Raw genomic sequence first — 15709 nt, 5'->3', positions numbered from 1 at the left:
GGAGCGCAAACGTCAACTATATGCGATCCGACGCGCCAAGTCCAGTCCGATTCTTGATTTGTTCGCAGATGTCCGGTATAACCGCGCGTCGGGCCCGTTTCGAGGATGCCACGAGGGGCCGAACTCCGTGAGATCGGCCCCTCGTGACGGGGTTCAGCGAGCGCTGCCGCGCCGACGGAATCGGGCTGCGGCGAGCGCCATGAGCCCGAGCAGCAGCGCGAGGGCGGATGCCTCGGCCGCGCCCCGCACCTCGGCGCCGGTCTCGGCGAGCGCAGACTCGGCGCCGGCCGCCGGCGCCGCGGCCGGGCCTGCCTCCTCTTGGCGGGCGGGCGCGACCGCCGGCTCCTCGGTGACGGGGGTGTCGTCGCCGCCGGGCTCGGTCGGCGTCCCGGGTTCGGTGGGCGTGCCCTCGCCCGGCTCGGCCGGGAGCACCTCGATCGTCACCGTCGGGTACGACCACTGGTCGTCGGCCGTCACGGTGTATCGGAAGGAGTCGCTTCCCGTGAACCCTGCTTCCGGCGTGTAGGTGAACGAGCCGTCCGCGTTCCAGTCGACACTGCCGTGGCCCGGTTCGGTGAGCAGGTAGGCAACGACCTTGGCGGAACCGTCGGGCGCGTGGTCGTTCTCGAGCAGACCGGGTGCGGCGACGTCGAGCGTGACGCCCTGCGTGGTGGTGTAGACGTCGTCGGCGCCGTACAGCGGCTCCTCGCCCTCCGCGTACACCACGAGCTGCACGGCCATCGAGACGACCTTGCTCCGTCCGTCGGTGATCGAGAACTCGAGCCAGTCGGAACCCGTGAATCCCACCGGCGCCGTGTAGCTGAACGAGCCGTCCGCCGCGAGCTTCGCATCGCCCTTGTAGGCTCCGCTGGAAGCCAGGACCTCGATCACGTCGCCATCGGCATCGGTGTCGTTCAGGAGGACTCCTTCCGAGGCGGGGACGGTGATCGACTCGCCCGACTGCACGAAGTAGCGATCCGCCACCGGCACGGGCGGGGTGTTGGCCTGGCCGTCCGACTGGACCACGTCGATCGTGATCTCGCCCTCGTCGGCGCCCATGAGGCCGTGCTCGTCGCGCACCCGGTACGTCAGGCGGTCGGTGCCGACGAATCCGACGGGCGGCGTGTACACCGACCATCCGTCGCTGAAGGTCTTCCAGCTGCCCTGGGGCGAGTCGCCGGCGCCGGCCCACTCGACGTCGTCGCCGTCGGCGTCGATGTCGTTCGCGACTTGGCTCGGTGCAGGGATGTAGAGCGATTCGCCCGCGGCGACGGTGTAGTGGTCGGGTACCGCGACCGGGCGGTGGTTCACCGAGCCGTCGCCGACCTGCAGCTCGACCACGACGGTCTTGCTCGCGTAGGCGTGCTGGTCGTTCGCGAAGTAGTGGAACGTGTCGGTGCCCGAGAAGCCCGCTGGCGGCGTGTACGTGAACGACCCGTCGGTCGACCACTGCAGCGCACCCTGGAGACCGGCCGTGTCGACGATCGCCTCGAGCGACTCGCCGGGCTGGCCGAGCTCGACGTCGGTGTCGTTCACCAGCAGGCCTTCGCCGGCTGAGACGGTGCGCGGCGTGTCCTTCACGACGCCGTAGACATCGGGCGCGGCGACGGGCGCTTCGGGGATCGCGTCGGGCCCCGAGGGTTCGACCCCCGTGTCGGTCGGGGAGAGCCAGAGGGTCGCGAAGCTGCAGCCGATCGCCGTGCAGACGCGGTACTGGAGGTCGTGGCTCGCCGGGGCTGCGTCCCCCGCGTCGGCGAGGAAGGCTCCGCCGTCGCCCAGCATCGTCACCCGGCCGTTGCCGATGTCGTCACCGTACGGGAGCTCGATCGAGGTGACGGCCTGCCCGTCGAGCTCGTCGTTCGCGAGGAGGCCCTGGAAGTCCGCGATGTAGAGCGGGCTGCCCGGTGTGAACAGATAGGTGTCGTCGGCGGCGACCGGCGGCAGCGCGACGTCGCTGCCGGTGGGCAGCACCTCGACGCTGACCGTGGCCCACTCGCTCTCGAGGTCTGCGTCGTCGTGGTCGTCGCGGATCTGGTACTGCCAGGTCACCGTGCCCGTGAAGCCGGCCGGCGGCGAGTACGCGAAGCCGGGGAACCCTCCCCAACCTTCACGGTCGCCCACCGACGGGACGGTGGAGTCGACCAGGTTGAACCAGTCGCCGTCGGGGTCGAAGTCGTTCTGCAACACGCTCGGGCTGGAAACCTGCAGCGTCGTGTCCTGCACCATCTGCCAGTTGTCGTCGACCGCGACCGGCGCACTGTTCGCACCGCCGAGCTCCTGCGGCCCGCCTTCGATCGACTTCGCCGTCGCCTCGACGGACGAAGGGCCGGGGGCGGATGCCTCGGCGACGTCCTCGTCGCGGACGTCGCCGGGCTCGCCCACGGCAGCGGCCGATGCGCTCTCCGCGTTCTCCGGCTCGGCGGGCGGCTCTGCCGGGTCCGCGGAGGAGGTCTCGGCACCTGACTCGGCTGCGGCTTCGGTCTCGGCTTCGGCTGCGGCTTCGGTCACGGCTTCGCTCTCCGCCTGCGCGTCGGCGTCGTCGCTCACCGCATTCTCGCCCGAGGCATCCACCTGCTCGGCGGAACCTGCCGGGATCGACGCCTCCTCTGCGGCCGCGCCGAGCGGTGCGGCGATCGCCGCTCCGCCGAGGGCGGCCGCGAGCGCGAGGCTCGCGAGGCGCGCGACGACCGGTCTGCGGCGGAACATCGGTTCTTCGGACTCTGTGCTGTTCACGTTTCTCTCACTTCTCTGATGATTCGGTCGGTGGTCGGGTCTTCGGGGGCGATCAGGCCCACTCGATCCGCAGGGTGTCGGGGCGGCCGGGCACGAGGCTGACGTCGAGGGTCGCGCCGGGCACCGCCCGGGCGAGGTGGAGCGGCGCGAGCTGCTCGGTGCGGGTGACGGGCATCGGCACGCCGCCCGGCATGAGCACGTGGAGTTCGAGGTCGACGACCGCGTTCATGCCGAACATCATCGGCAGCTGGCGCGCGTCGAGCACGCTCGCGGTCGTGCGGAGGCGCTGCGCCTCGAGGTGGGGCGCGGTGGCGGCGGGCGTCGTGGCGGCCATGATGCGGCTCGCCTCGGCCATCGAAGCCTGGGCCTGCGCCATGGAGGCGCCGACGTCCATGCGCTGCTGCGCTTCGTACCCCTGGCGGGTCAACGTCGCGAGGTCTTTGAGGAATCCCATGTCACACCGCCGAGTAGAGCTCGTTGAAGCGGCGTCCGACGCCGCGGTCGGCCTGGATGCGGGCGCTCCAGCCGGCTGCGGCGGTCTCCCACGACGGGCCGTCGACGCCGAACATCGCCGCGACGGTCGGCAGCATGGCCGCGTCGTAGCCGTACGCGGCGATGCCCTTGGAGATGCGGGCGTAGCGCTCGAGGTCGACGCCGGCGATCGGCTCGAGGGCGCCGGGGGCGGCCTCGGCGGTCATCGCGTGCACCGCCTGCGCGTTCATCTGCTGCTGGTACTGCGCGGACTGCGCCTGCAGGGCGTTCGCCTGGTCGATGAGGCCGGGGGCCGCCTTGACCATCTGGGCCATGTCGCCGAACTGCTTGAAGAGGTTCATCGTCGTTTCCTTCCGGTACGGCCCGGTGCTCACCGGGTGATGCCAGAAGGTTCCCGCGGCGGCCGGGGCTGCCGGATGGGCAGTCGCTGCTCAATCAGTGCGGGCGTCGTTACTCAGACGGTGCGGCGGATTGCTCAGCCGGGCCTGCGGACCGGGGGCGGACACCCCCCTGTGCGGGGTACTGCGCGCCGAGGCATCCGGGCCGTACAGTGAATCGTCCCGATCACCGAAAGGCACCGATGGCCTCGAACGATCCCGATGTGGCAGCCGGCCCCGAGCCCGACCTCGACGGCGCGTGGCCGCTCATCGGCCGCGACGGCCAGGTCGAGCGCGCCGCGGGCGCGCTGCAGGGCGGGCAGACGCGTTCGGTCTTCCTCTACGGCCCGTCCGGTGTCGGAAAGAGCCGCATCCAGTCGGCGGTCGGCGAACTGCTCGACGAGGCCGGCTGGCTCGTACTGACGGCGAGCGGCAACCCCGCACTCTCGGCCGTGCCGTTCGCGACGGTCGCCCCGGCGCTGGCCCGCGGCATCGACGACCCGGCGATGCCGAAGGTGGGCGATCCGCTCGCGCTCTTCGCGTCGACGAGCGCGACGATCGCCGAACTCGCCGGCGGCCGGCGCGCGCTCATCGCGGTCGACGACCTCTCGTCTGCAGACAGCGTGTCGGTGGGGCTCATCGCCCAGCTCGTCGCGGCGGGCTCGCTCTCGCTCATCGCGACGCTCCCCGAGGGCGAACCGGTGCCCGACGGGGTGCTGCCGATCGCTTCGTCGGCCGACTCGGTGCGCATCGACGTGCCGGCACTCGACCTCGACGAGGTCACCGAGCTCGTCGGGCTGGTGCTCGGCGCCCCGATCGCGCACCGCGACGCCGTCGAGCTGCACCGTGCATCGCATGGCAATCCGCTCTTTCTCCGCGAGCTCGTGATCGGCGCGGTCGAGACCGGCGCCCTCGTGCGCGCCGGCGAGCGCTGGCAGCTCGAGGGCGACCCGGTCGGCACGCCCGCACTCCGCGACCTCATCCGCGCGCGGTTGCGCGGCCTCGGCACGGAGGAGCGCGACGCGATCGAACGGCTCGCGCTCTGCCAGCCGCTCGGCATCGACGAGTTCGTGCGCCCCGGCGCGCCCGAAGCCCTCGCCGAGCTCGAACTGCGCGGCATGATCAGGGTCGACGAGTCGGGCCACGGCATCGCCATCACGCTCGCGCACCCGCAGTACGCGGGCGCCGTGCGCGAGTCACTGCCCCGCATCAAGGCGATCTCACTGCTCACCGAGCAGGCCGACGTCGTCGAGCGCGGCCCGATGACCGTCGTCGACGAATTGCGCATCGCGATGTGGCGACTCGACGCCGGCCGGCCCTCCGACCCCGAGCTGCTGATCCGCTCGGCCGACCTCGCGCGCCGCGCCCACGATCACCGCGCCGCCGAGCGTCTCGCGGCGGCCGCGATCGGCGCCGGCGCGAGGGATGCCTCGGCGCACATGCTGCACGCCGAGCTGTTGTGGTCGCTCGGCCGGGGCGCTGACGCGCTCCAAGCCCTCGCCGACGCAGAGGTCGCGGCGCACGCGATCGACCGCCCCGACTCGACGCTCGCGGCGATCGCCGCGAAACGTGCCGAGATCTACGGCGGCGATCCCCTCGGCAGTGAGCGCGGCATCCGGCTGCTGCAAGACCTCGAGGACCGGCTGCCGCAGCAACGACCGCTGCTGCGACTGAGCAGGGCCACGCTGCTGCGCCACCTCTCTCGGGTGGACGAGGCGCTCGAGGTCGTCGAGCAGGCCGAGCGGGGCATCGGCGACAGCCTTCCCGAGCGGGCACTCGTCGCCGTCGCCCGCTCGATGCCCCTGTCGCACATGCAGCGCTGCGAGGAGGCGATCGACGCCGCGAAGTTCGCCGTCGACTACGCCGCCACCGAGGGCGCGATCATCCCGAAGCGCCGCGCCCAGCTCGCCTACGCGTACGCGTTGTTCGAAGACGAACGCCATACCGACGCCCGGGAGGTGCTCGTGTCGTCGCTGCACAGCGCGATCGCCGACCGCGACGAGGTCACGGCTCGCATCGACGAGCTGATGATGGGGCGTGTGTTCTGGGCGATGGGGCGCCTCGACACGGCATCGCGCTGGTTCCGCGACGCCGCCAGCGGCGCCGAGCTGCGCGGGCCGGCCTCCGTGGGCAGTCCCGCCCTCGCCTTCCTCACCGTCATCGCCTGCGAGCAGGGCGACCTCGAGTCCGCCGCAGCGTTCCGGGCACGCATCGGCGTCGGCTACGCGACCGACGACGCGACGACCGCGATCGCCGACGCCTGGCTGGCACGCGTCGAGGGTCGCATCGACGACGCGGTGCGCATCCTGCTCGAACGCGTCGACGTGTTCGTCGCGCACGGGGCGAACTACCCCGCTGCGTCGTTCCTGCACCACATCGCCCGCTTCGGCGCCCCCGAACACACCGCGCGCGCCGCCACCCGGCTCGAGGCGCTGCGCTCGCTCGTGCCGTCGACCGGTGTGTCGCTGCGTGCACGCCACGCCCGGGCACAGGCCTCCGCCGACGCGTCGGAGCTGCGCTCGGTCGGTGCCGACTGGGAGCGCCTCGGTGCGCTGCTGTTCGCGGCGGAGGCGTTCGCCTCGGCCGGGCAGGCGGCGCGTGCCGAGGGGCGCGGGCGCGAGTCTTCCGCCGACCTGCAGCGTGCAGGTGCGCTGGCCGCAGCCTGCGAGGGCGCGCGCACGCCGCTGCTCGCGTTCACCGACGGCACCGAGCCGCTCACGCCGCGCGAACGCGAGATCGCGTCGCTCGCGGCCCAGGGGCTGAGTTCGAACGAGATCGCGCAGCGGCTGTTCCTCTCGCCGCGCACGGTGAACAACCACCTGCAGTCGACGTACACGAAGCTCGGCATCCGCGGCCGGCGCGAGCTGCAGCTGTAGTCCAGGCGGCGGCGCTGCCCGGCGGCGCGCTGCCAGGCGGCGCGCTGCCAGGCGGCGGCGCGCAGCTGGAGCGGCGACGCCTACGCCGTCACGATGTCGGCGCGCAGGTCCTCGAGCCGCTCGCCGACGGCGCCGACGGCCTCCTTCGCGACGCCGAGGTCGGCGAGCGCGGTCATGAGCGAGGCGACCACCCGGTCGAACGCGGCGTCGGTGATCGCCATGCCGTGGTGGGCCTCGCCGATCGACCGGCCGCTGAAGACCTGCGGGCCGCCGAACGCCGCGGCGAGGAACGCGCGCTGGTGCGCCTGCAGCCGGTCGACGTCGATGCCCTCGAACCACGGCGCGAGCTCGGGATCGGCGACGACGCGGTGGTACATGACCGCCACCGCCGTGCGCACCCCGTCGCTGCCGCCGAGCTCGTCATAGATCGCGTGCATCCGTTCTCCTCATCGGTCGTGAATCGATCATGGCGGATGCCGCCTGCGGACGCCTGAGCAATCGTTGCTCATTCCTCCCCCGATCTGTGCGACGATGCCTCCGTGCCGACGAGCCCCCGCCGCATCGAGTTCGAGACCGACGTGTTCTCGTCGACCGGGTTCACGCTGCTCGTCGACGACGTCGCCCAGTCGCACGTCGACGCAGCCGACGCGACCCGGCTCTTCTTCGAGTACGTGCGCCGCATCGGCCACGTGGTCGATGCGATGGGCCTGCCCGGCGAACCGCTTCGCGCCCTGCATCTCGGCGGCGGCGCGATGACGCTGCCCCGCTACATCGAAGCGACCCGTCCCGACTCGGCGCAGCTCGTGGTCGAGATCGACGGCGAGCTCGCCCGGATCGTGCGGCATCGCCTGCCGCTGCCGGCCGGCGCCGACATCGCCGTGCGGGTCGGCGACGCGGCATCCGTCGTCGGCGAACTCGCGGGCGGTGCGCCCTTCGATCTCGTGATCGTCGACCTGTACGACCGGCTCGAGGCGCCGGCCTTCGTCGAGACGGCGGCGTTCATGGGCGGATGCCTCGAGTTGCTCGCCGATCGCGGCCTGCTCGTCGTGAACGTGGCCGACGCAGCGGGTCTCGCGCGCCTGCGTGCGCAGGCCCGCGCGATCGCGCGGGCCGACCCGAGCGCCGAGCTGCTCGTCGCGGGCGACGCGAACGTCGTCTCGGGTGCCGAGGAGGGCAACACCGTGCTCGTGGCGGCGCCCCGCGGCATGTCGGGCGGCCTCGACGAACGGCTCGCGGCGCTCGGCCCGCACCCGGCCGCGGTGCTCGAGGGCGACCGGCTCGACTTCGCGCTCTGGGGAGCGTGCTGAGCTTCGTGCCCGGGCGCACGGGCGCACCGGCCGCTGCGGGTAGCGTGGTCGTGTGACCGCCGACCCCTCGCTCGAACGCCGCCTCGCCGTGAGCGGGCACCTCGCGCACCTCGAGGAGTCGCGCCAGACGCCGGGTTCGTGGACCCTCTACGTCGACGGCACCCCGCAGTCGCACGTCGAGCTCGAGAACCCCGAGTGGCTCGGCTTCGAGTACGTGCGCCGCATCGGGCACGCGGCCGACCTCGTGCGCGCCGAGGGCGAGGCGATCACGGCGGTGCACCTCGGCGGCGGCGCGCTCACCCTGCCGCGCTACGTCATCGCGACCCGGCCGGGCTCGCGCCAGCAGGTCGTCGAGCTCGAGTCCGAACTCGTCGACCTCGTGCGCGAGCACCTGCCGCTGCCCCGCGGGGCGCAGCTCCGCATCCGCCACGGCGACGCCCGCGAGGTCGTCGCGAAGCTGCCCGGCGGGCTCGACGGCGCCGTCGACCTCGCGATCGTCGACATCTTCTCCGGAGCCCGCACGCCCGCGCACGTCACGAGCGTCGAGTTCTACGGGCTCATCGCGCCGCGGCTCGCCCCCGGCGGCATCGTCGCCGTGAACGTCGCCGACGGCGCGGGGCTCGCCTTCGCCCGCTCGCAGGCGGCGACCCTCGCGCACGTCTTCGCGCACGTGGCGATCGCCGCCGACGCGAGCATGCTGAAGGGCCGCCGCTTCGGCAACGTGGTCATGTACGCCTCGAACGCGCCGCTGCCGTTCGACGAGATGCCCCGCCGACTCGCGAGCGACCCGGCGCCCGCGAAGCTCGTCGACGGCGACGAGCTGCGCCGATTCATCGCCGGTGCGCCGATCGTGACCGACGCCACGGCGGTGCCGTCCCCGCCGCCCGCGCGTTCGATCTTCCTCGCGAAGCCCGGGCGCTGACGCGACGGGCCGTACCGCACCGCACCCGCCACGAGATCGGCGATCACCACGAGATCGGAACGATTCCCCCGATCCGAGCCGCTCCCGCGGTGATCACCGATTCCGTGGCGCCTCAGCCGACCGTGCGCACCCGGCTCGGCGCGCTCTCGTTCCAGACCCGGTCGAGCGCCGTCACCGCGTAGGAGTACGAGCGGCTCGCCTCAGCCGAGCCGTCGGTGAATCGCTGCACCACGCCCGCACCCGCACGAACGGTCGCGATGAGCGACGTGGCATCCTCGACGTCGATCGCGCCGTCGCCCTCGACCCGGTAGACGGCGAAGGAGGTCGCCCGCCTCGTGGGCGGCGCCGCATCCTGCCACTGCAGCACGACGCCCGCGTCGCCGCGCACGGGCGGCGTGAGCACCGGGGCCCGCACCGCCGTCGCCGGCAGCCACTCCATGGCCGGCACGATCGCCGGGTGAGCGTAGTGGTCGGCGAGCACCCGCGACATCGAGCCCTGCGGATCGGCCGGCACGTGCTTCGCCGAGAAGTACACGTTGCCGTGCACGGGCGTTCCCGCCGCGTCGATCCCGCGGTCCATCGTGAGGTGGTTCGAGAGCTCGGCAGGGTCGGTGAAGGCGCCCGAGGTCACCTTGTAGAGCGCCTCGCCGATGTAGAGATGCGTGCCCGAGGTGGCGGCGACGTCGGCCCACCAGGGTGCGAGCTTCGCGTAGTCGGCGACGGCGAGGCCGATCTGCCAGTAGATCTGCGGGTTGATGTAGTCGAGCCAGCCCTCGAGCACCCACTTGCGGGTGTCGGCGAACTGCAGGTCGTACGACTGCGACCCGCCGGTCTCGGAGCCGAGCGGGTCGGTCGAGCGGTTTCGCCAGATGCCGAACGGGCTGATGCCGAACTTCACCCAGGGCTTCAGCGCCTTGATGCGCTCGGAGATCGAGCTCACGAAGGTGTCGACGTTGTGGCGCCGCCAGTCGGCGATGTCGCCGAAGCCGGCGCCGTGCGCGGCGAAGGTCGCCGCGTCGGGGATCGTCTGCCCGGCGACCGGGTAGGGGTAGAAGTAGTCGTCGAAGTGCACACCGTCGAGGTCGTAGTGCTCGACCGAGTGCAGGATGGCCCGCTGGATGTGCTCCTGCACCTCGGGCAGGCCGGGGTCGAAGTAGAGCTTGCCGCCGTACGCCCACACCCACTCGGGGTGCACGCGCGCCGGATGCTCGGGCACGAGCTTCGCCGGGTCGGCCTGCATCGAGACGCGGTACGGGTTGTACCAGGCGTGGAGTTCGAGGTTGCGGGCGTGCGCCTCTTCGACGATGAAGGCGAGGGGGTCGTAGCCCGGGTCCTGCCCCTGCACGCCCGTGAGGTACTGCGACCAGGGCTCGAGCGGGCTCGGCCAGAACGCGTCGGCCGTGGGCCGCACCTGCACGAAGACCGCGTTGAGGTTGAACTGCTCGGCGACGTCGAGCCAGTGCAGGAACTCGGCGCGCTGCTCGTCGGCCGTGAGGCCGGTGCGGCTCGGCCAGTCGATGTTGACGACCGAGGAGATCCACATGGCGCGCAGCTCGCGCTTGCGCGGGCCCGCGCTCGCGGCGCCGGCGCTCGCCGCGCCGACTGCAGCGCCCGCGGCGAACGCCGGGGTCGGCGCGAGGCTGCCCACGGTCACGGTGAGCGCCGAGGCCGCGACCCCCGCGACGGCCAGGGTGAGGAACCCGCGCCGGTGCAGGCCGTCACGGGCGATGGCGGGAGGCTCGGCGCCTCCGCGGTGGGTCGCGTGGTCGTCGCGCGTGTCGTCGAGGGGCATCTTCGGACCTCCGAGTCGTAGGGTTTTGGAAGATACTTCCATACCTGCTCGAAGTTGTGAAGAGTAATTTCCGGACGGTCAGGCGTGCCGGAACCGCAGCTCCTGCCCAGGCCGCGATTGCGCCACCGCGTCGAGCGACGAGTCGGCGACGATCGCGATCACGGGGTACCCGCCGGTCACCGGCCGGTCGGCGAGCAGGATCGTCGGCCGCCCGTCGCCCGCGACCTGCACCGAGCCGGGCACCGTCGCCTCGCTCGCGAGCTCTCCTGCCTCGCGCCGAGCGAGCGCCGGGCCGACGAGCCGGGCGCCGATGCGGTCGGCCTGCTCCGAGAGCCGCCAGGGTGCCTCGAAGAGCGTCGCCTGCGCCGCGTCGGTGAACCAGTCGGTGCGCGGCCCCGGACGCAGGGCCACCGTCACCGCGCCGTCGGGCGGCGCGAACGCGGCCTCCTGGTCGATGAGCGGCACGGATGCCCCGGGCTCGGCGCCGATCGCGAGCACCCTCCCCGGCCCGAGCGGCTCGGGGCCGAGGCCGGCGAGCGTGTCGCGAGAGCGCGAGCCGAGCACCGGCGGCTCGTCGACCCCTCCGCGCACGGCCAGCGAGTACCGGAGTCCGCGAACCGCAGGCCCGAGTTCGAGCACCCCGCCGTCGGGGGCGCGCACGGCCGTGTAGGGCGCCACGTCCCGCCCGTCGAGCGCGACCGCGCCCCAGGCGCCCGTGACCGCGAACCAGCAGGCACCGCCGGTGAACCGCGCACGGAACCCGCCGACGAGCACCTCGACGATCGCTGCGCCGTCGGGGTTGCCCACGAGCCGGTTCGCGAGCCGGGCGGCGCCGCGGTCGAGGGCGCCCGAGCCCGTCACCCCGAGGTGGGCGAATCCCGGCCGGCCGAGGTCCTCGACGAGCGCGAGCGGGCCTGGCGTCTCGACGACGAGGGCGCGGGTCATCCGCTCGCCCGTTCGACGACGAGGGCGCGGGGCATCCGCTCACCCGTCTCGACGACGAGGGCGCGGGGCATCCGCTCACCCGTCTCGACGACGAGGGCGCGGGTCATCCGCTCACCCGTCTCGACGACGAGGGCGCGGGTCATCCGCTCGCCCGTTCGAAACGCACCCGTCGGCCGGGCGCGAGCAGGGCGGGCTCGGGCCGTCCGGCATCCCAGAGCACCGCATCGGTGCGGCCGATGAGCCGCCAGCCACCGGGGCTCTGGCGCGGATAGACGCCCGCGAAGGCCCCGGCGAGCGCGACGGATCCCGCGGGCACGCGGGCCCGAGGTGCGCCGAGGCGCGGCACGTCGAACACCCAGTCGTCGCTCACGAGATAGCCGAAACCGGGGGCGAATCCGCCGAATGCGACCCGCCACGACGCGGCCAGATGACGCGCGACGAGCGCCTCGGGCGAGATGCCGAGCAGCGCCGCGGTCTCGTCGAGGTCGTCGCCGTCGTAGACCACGCGGATCACCGCCTCGCCGAGCGCGGAGGCCGTCGCGGCCGGCGCCTCCTCCACCCGGATGCGCCGCAGCCACGTCGCGAGCGACTCGAGGGGCAGCACCGCCGGATCGACGGCGACGAGCACCGTGCGAGCGGCCGGCACGAGTTCGACCACGCCGGGCCGACGCTCGGCGGCGAGCGCGTCGTGGAGCGCCAGCACCTCGTCGAGGCCGTCGCACTCGACGAGGAGCGCGGACTCGCCGCTCGGCAGGAGGCGCCTGGTCACGCGAAGGCCTCGATGCGAAGCCCCGAGCCCTCGAGCGCGACGCGCACGGCACGAGCGATCGCCACGGCACCCGGAGTGTCGCCGTGCACGCAGAGCGAGTCGGGGGCGAGCTCGAGCCGGCTGCCGTCGTCGGCGGTGATGCCGCCCGTCTCGACGAGCTCGAGCGCCCGGTCGGCGGCCGCGGCCGGGTCGTCGACGATCGCGCCCGGCTCGCCGCGCGGGCTGAGCGAGCCGTCGGCCGTGTAGCCGCGATCGACGAACGCCTCGCGGGCGAAGACGAGACCGGTGGCCACCGCGGCGGCCTCGATCTCGCTCGCGCGCGGGCCGAGCACCGCGAGCGTCGGGTCGGCGGCAGCGATCGCCTCGACGACGGCGTACGCCGCGGCCCGGTCGGCGACGAGGCGGTGGTAGAGCGCCCCGTGCGCCTTGACGTAGCGCACCCGCGTGCCCGCGAGACGGGCGAGCGCGTCGAGCGCCCCGAGCTGCGCCACGACCTCGGCGGCGATCTCGCCGGGGGCCACGTCGAGCGCCCGCCGGCCGAAGCCCACGAGATCGCGATAGCCGGGGTGCGCGCCGAGCGCGACCCCGTGCTGCACCGCACGCCGGGCGCTCTCGAGCATCGTGATCGGGTCGCCGGCGTGGAACCCGCAGGCGACGTTCGCACTCGACACGAGGCCGAACATCGTCTCGTCGTCGCCGACGCGCCAGGCGCCGAACGACTCGCCGAGGTCGCTGTTGAGGTCGATCGCGGGCCGCATGCTCCCATTCTGCCGCCGCGACGCGCAGACTGGGGGTGGGAGGCGGCATGAGACGCACGGGCGGCGACAGGGCGGATGCCTCGCGCCGGCCCCACGGGCCCGCCCACCGCCCGATCCGGGGCGGCGCACTCGTCGTCACCGTGTACTCAGCGTTCGTCGCCGCGGCGCTCCTCGGCTGCACGACGGCGCCGCCGGTGCCCACCCCCACCCGTACGGCGACGCCCGCGCCGTCGGCGAGCGCGACGCCGACCGCGACGCCCGCACCCGAGGTGCTGCAGCCGACGGGCGCGGTGTCGGTCGTCGCCGAAGGACTCGACGCGCCGTGGTCGATCCTCGTGCTGCCGGGCGGCGGCACCCTCGTCTCGCAGCGCGATCGGGGCGACATCGTCGAGGTGCTGCCGAGCGGCGGCCTCCGCGTCGTGACCGCCGTGCCGGGGGTCGTCGCCGGCGGCGAGGGCGGGCTGCTCGGACTCGCGCTGCTGCCCGGCGACGCCGACCGCACGCCGTACGTGTACGCGTACTTCACCGCCGCGAACGACAACCGGATCGTGCGGATGCCGCTCGGCGGCGCGCGGGGAACGCTCTCGCTGGGGGCGCCCGAGGAGGTGCTCACCGGCATCCCCAAGGCCGGCAACCACAACGGCGGGCGGCTCGCGTTCGGACCCGACGGCATGCTCTACGCGACCGCGGGCGACGCCGGGAACCGCGACGCCGCGCAGGATCCCGACTCGCTCTCGGGCAAGATCCTGCGGATGACCCCCGAGGGCGACCCCGCCCCCGGCAATCCGTTCGGCAACCGCACCTGGTCGCTCGGGCATCGCAATCCCCAGGGCCTCGCGTGGGATGCCTCGGGCGGCATGTGGGCCGCGGAGTTCGGCCAGGACACGTGGGACGAGCTCAACCGCATCGGCCGCGGGGCGAACTACGGCTGGCCCGTCGTCGAGGGCGCGGCGGGCGACCCGCGCTTCACCGACCCCGTGCAGCAGTGGTCGACCGGCGAGGCGAGCCCCAGCGGACTCGCGGTGGTCGGCGACACGCTCTTCCTCGCCGCGCTCCGCGGCGAGCGGGTCTGGGCGGTCGCACCGGCGGCCGGCTCCGGCGCCGACGGGGCGACCGCACTCGTCGCGACGCCGTGGTTCGCGGGCGAGTTCGGACGGATCCGCGATGTCGCCGCGGCGCCCGACGGCGGGCTCTGGTTCATCGGCAACAACACCGACGGGCGGGGTTCGCCGCGCGACGGCGACGACCGGCTGTTCGCCGTCGGGCTGGCTCCCTCGGGCTGATCGCGCCGCCGCGCCATCGGAGATCTGCAGAGGATCGGACCGTTCCCCCCTGCACCGCCCGACATCGTGGCGAACGCCGATGCGGGGAGGCTCTGCCCCGTTCGGGGGTGCCGCGGCCCTCCCCGGCGGGGGCGGCCGGGGTTATTCTCATCCCATGGCGGATCTCGATCGAGTGCGGCGCTGGGCCGAGGCGCTCATCGTGCTGCATCTCGACCCCGCGGTGTGGACCTTCGAGTTCGACAACGCCAAGAAGCGCGCCGGCCTCTGCAACTACACGGCCAAGCGCATCTCGGTGTCCCGGTACCTCGCCGCCCGCTACGACGACGACGAGATCCACCAGATCCTGCTGCACGAGGTCGCGCACGCGATCGCGGGCCCCCGTGCGGCGCACGGGCCGAAATGGGCCGCCGTCGGCGCCGAGCTCGGCTATGTCGGACGGCGCACGCACGACGGCGAGGTCGCTCACGAACTCGCACCCTGGGTCGGCTCGTGCCCGGCCGGCCACGAGCACTTCCGGTACCGGCAGCCGACCAGGCCCCTCAGTTGCGGGCTCTGCCGGCGGGGCTTCGATCGGGCGAATCTCATCGTCTGGCGCCACCGCGAGATCACGCCGGCGGTGCGCCGCAGGGCTGCGAGCGCGGCCGTCGGCTGACCTGCCGATACCACTACGCTGGACGGATGCCCGTCTCCACCGTCTCGATCCCCATCGGGCAGTGGCTCATTCCCGCCGAGGGCGTCCGCTGGTGGTTCGACTCAGGTTCGTTCGCGCTCGATTTCGCGACGACCGGGTCGATCGGGGGCACCGCGGCCGGAGCCGGCGTCGAACGTCTCCACTCCCCCGACGACCTCACCGCCTGGCTGCGCGAACGGTTCCCGGTCCCCGTCGGCGCCGCGCGTTCCCGCGACCTGTTCGACGCCGTCGCGCTCCGCGACGCGATCGCGCGCATGGCCTTCGCCGCCAGTCGGCGCGAGGCGCCGCGATCGGGCGACATCGACCTCGTGAACCTCTATGCGGCGACGCCCGACGTGCCGCCGTCGCTCACCGGCGGCTCGCGCCAGGCGGGCCGCTCGGTGCACACCGTGCCGCAGGCGCTGTCGACGATCGCGCGCGACGCGGTCGACCTGTTCGGACCGGCGAACCTCGAGCGCATCCGCGAATGCTCGGGCGACGACTGCGACATCGTGTACCTCGACACCTCGCGCGCCGCGACCCGCCGCTGGTGCTCGATGCAGCGCTGCGGCAACCGCGCCAAGGTGCGGGCGCACCGAGCCCGCAAGAGCCGGCGCTCGCCCGCCTCGGCCGACCCCGCCGAACCGCTCTTCGACGAGCCCCTCCTCGCAGAGCCGGCACCCGCACCCGCAGAACCCGAACGCGCGGCCTGACGGTCTCGCGTCCGGGTCGAGCGCGCCCGGGTCGAGCGGGTCCGCAGCCCCGGCGTCGCGGGCGACGGCCCA

15 protein-coding genes are annotated in these 15709 nt (G+C 73.4%); 6 read left to right on the top strand and 9 right to left on the bottom strand.

Annotated elements, in window-relative coordinates:
* Positions 1-153: 153 nt before the first annotated feature.
* The 3 genes from GQQ93_RS05370 to GQQ93_RS05360 form a co-directional block, all read right to left on the bottom strand.
* Entirely contained in the window at positions 154-2706 is a 2553-nt protein-coding gene (locus GQQ93_RS05370; RefSeq protein ID WP_157423199.1) for an Ig-like domain-containing protein, read from the bottom strand.
* Positions 2707-2785: 79 nt separating this feature from the next.
* A complete protein-coding gene (locus GQQ93_RS05365; RefSeq protein ID WP_157423198.1) occupies positions 2786-3187 on the bottom strand; it encodes a hypothetical protein in 402 nt (133 codons plus the stop codon).
* A gap of 1 nt (position 3188) precedes the next feature.
* Positions 3189-3566, bottom strand: a complete 378-nt coding sequence (locus GQQ93_RS05360; RefSeq protein WP_157423197.1) for a hypothetical protein — start codon at positions 3564-3566, stop codon at positions 3189-3191.
* A gap of 260 nt (positions 3567-3826) precedes the next feature.
* Here GQQ93_RS05360 and GQQ93_RS05355 point away from each other — a divergent pair, with 260 nt between their 5' ends.
* Complete coding sequence (locus GQQ93_RS05355; protein WP_170296132.1) at positions 3827-6478, top strand: helix-turn-helix transcriptional regulator; 2652 nt, start codon at positions 3827-3829, stop codon at positions 6476-6478.
* A gap of 80 nt (positions 6479-6558) precedes the next feature.
* On the opposite strand, the gene GQQ93_RS05350 is transcribed toward GQQ93_RS05355, so the two are convergent.
* Entirely contained in the window at positions 6559-6915 is a 357-nt protein-coding gene (locus tag GQQ93_RS05350; protein WP_157423195.1) for a group I truncated hemoglobin, read from the bottom strand.
* A gap of 60 nt (positions 6916-6975) precedes the next feature.
* Between GQQ93_RS05350 and GQQ93_RS05345 the strand changes: the two genes are divergently transcribed.
* Both GQQ93_RS05345 and GQQ93_RS05340 read left to right on the top strand, forming a co-directional pair.
* On the top strand, positions 6976-7785 hold the full coding sequence (locus GQQ93_RS05345) for a spermidine synthase (protein WP_343032743.1): 810 nt from the start codon (positions 6976-6978) through the stop codon (positions 7783-7785).
* A 52-nt stretch (positions 7786-7837) separates the two neighbouring features.
* Positions 7838-8707: a spermidine synthase gene (locus GQQ93_RS05340; RefSeq protein WP_157423193.1), complete on the top strand. Its 870-nt coding sequence runs from the start codon at positions 7838-7840 to the stop codon at positions 8705-8707.
* 112 nt (positions 8708-8819) lie between these two features.
* Here the strand turns inward: GQQ93_RS05340 and GQQ93_RS05335 are convergent, their stop codons facing one another.
* The 5 genes from GQQ93_RS05335 to GQQ93_RS05315 all read right to left on the bottom strand — a co-directional run bounded on the left by GQQ93_RS05335 (position 8820) and on the right by GQQ93_RS05315 (position 12971).
* Positions 8820-10499 (bottom strand): glycoside hydrolase family 10-like protein, encoded by a 1680-nt coding sequence (locus tag GQQ93_RS05335; RefSeq protein ID WP_157423192.1) that lies wholly within the window; start codon positions 10497-10499, stop codon positions 8820-8822.
* Between the two features lie 78 nt (positions 10500-10577).
* Positions 10578-11444, bottom strand: a complete 867-nt coding sequence (locus GQQ93_RS05330) for a 5-oxoprolinase subunit C family protein (RefSeq protein ID WP_157423191.1) — start codon at positions 11442-11444, stop codon at positions 10578-10580.
* Positions 11441-11587 carry a hypothetical protein gene (locus GQQ93_RS05325; RefSeq protein WP_157423190.1) on the bottom strand — a complete coding sequence of 49 codons (147 nt, stop codon included), beginning with the start codon at positions 11585-11587 and terminating at the stop codon, positions 11441-11443. The genes GQQ93_RS05330 and GQQ93_RS05325 overlap by 4 nt, the downstream gene beginning before the upstream one ends.
* A complete protein-coding gene (locus tag GQQ93_RS05320; RefSeq protein ID WP_157423189.1) occupies positions 11584-12213 on the bottom strand; it encodes a 5-oxoprolinase subunit B family protein in 630 nt (209 codons plus the stop codon). The genes GQQ93_RS05325 and GQQ93_RS05320 overlap by 4 nt, the downstream gene beginning before the upstream one ends.
* Positions 12210-12971 carry a LamB/YcsF family protein gene (locus GQQ93_RS05315; RefSeq protein ID WP_157423188.1) on the bottom strand — a complete coding sequence of 254 codons (762 nt, stop codon included), beginning with the start codon at positions 12969-12971 and terminating at the stop codon, positions 12210-12212. Before GQQ93_RS05315 ends, GQQ93_RS05320 begins: the two co-directional genes overlap by 4 nt.
* A 47-nt stretch (positions 12972-13018) precedes the next feature.
* Between GQQ93_RS05315 and GQQ93_RS05310 the strand changes: the two genes are divergently transcribed.
* The 3 genes from GQQ93_RS05310 (at position 13019) to GQQ93_RS05300 (ending at position 15637) form a co-directional block, all read left to right on the top strand.
* Positions 13019-14254 (top strand): PQQ-dependent sugar dehydrogenase, encoded by a 1236-nt coding sequence (locus GQQ93_RS05310; protein ID WP_157423187.1) that lies wholly within the window; start codon positions 13019-13021, stop codon positions 14252-14254.
* 154 nt (positions 14255-14408) lie between these two features.
* Positions 14409-14906: a SprT-like domain-containing protein gene (locus GQQ93_RS05305; protein WP_157423186.1), complete on the top strand. Its 498-nt coding sequence runs from the start codon at positions 14409-14411 to the stop codon at positions 14904-14906.
* A gap of 26 nt (positions 14907-14932) precedes the next feature.
* Positions 14933-15637, top strand: coding sequence for a CGNR zinc finger domain-containing protein (locus tag GQQ93_RS05300; RefSeq protein ID WP_157423185.1), 705 nt, complete (start codon positions 14933-14935; stop codon positions 15635-15637).
* Positions 15638-15709: the final 72 nt, after the last annotated feature.

Origin of the sequence: Agromyces lapidis (genome assembly GCF_009749405.1) — a bacterium.
GTDB classification, from domain to species: Bacteria; Actinomycetota; Actinomycetes; order Actinomycetales; family Microbacteriaceae; genus Agromyces; species Agromyces lapidis.
Note: the sequence above shows the minus strand (reverse complement) of the source record. Positions and strands in the feature narration are given on the sequence as shown.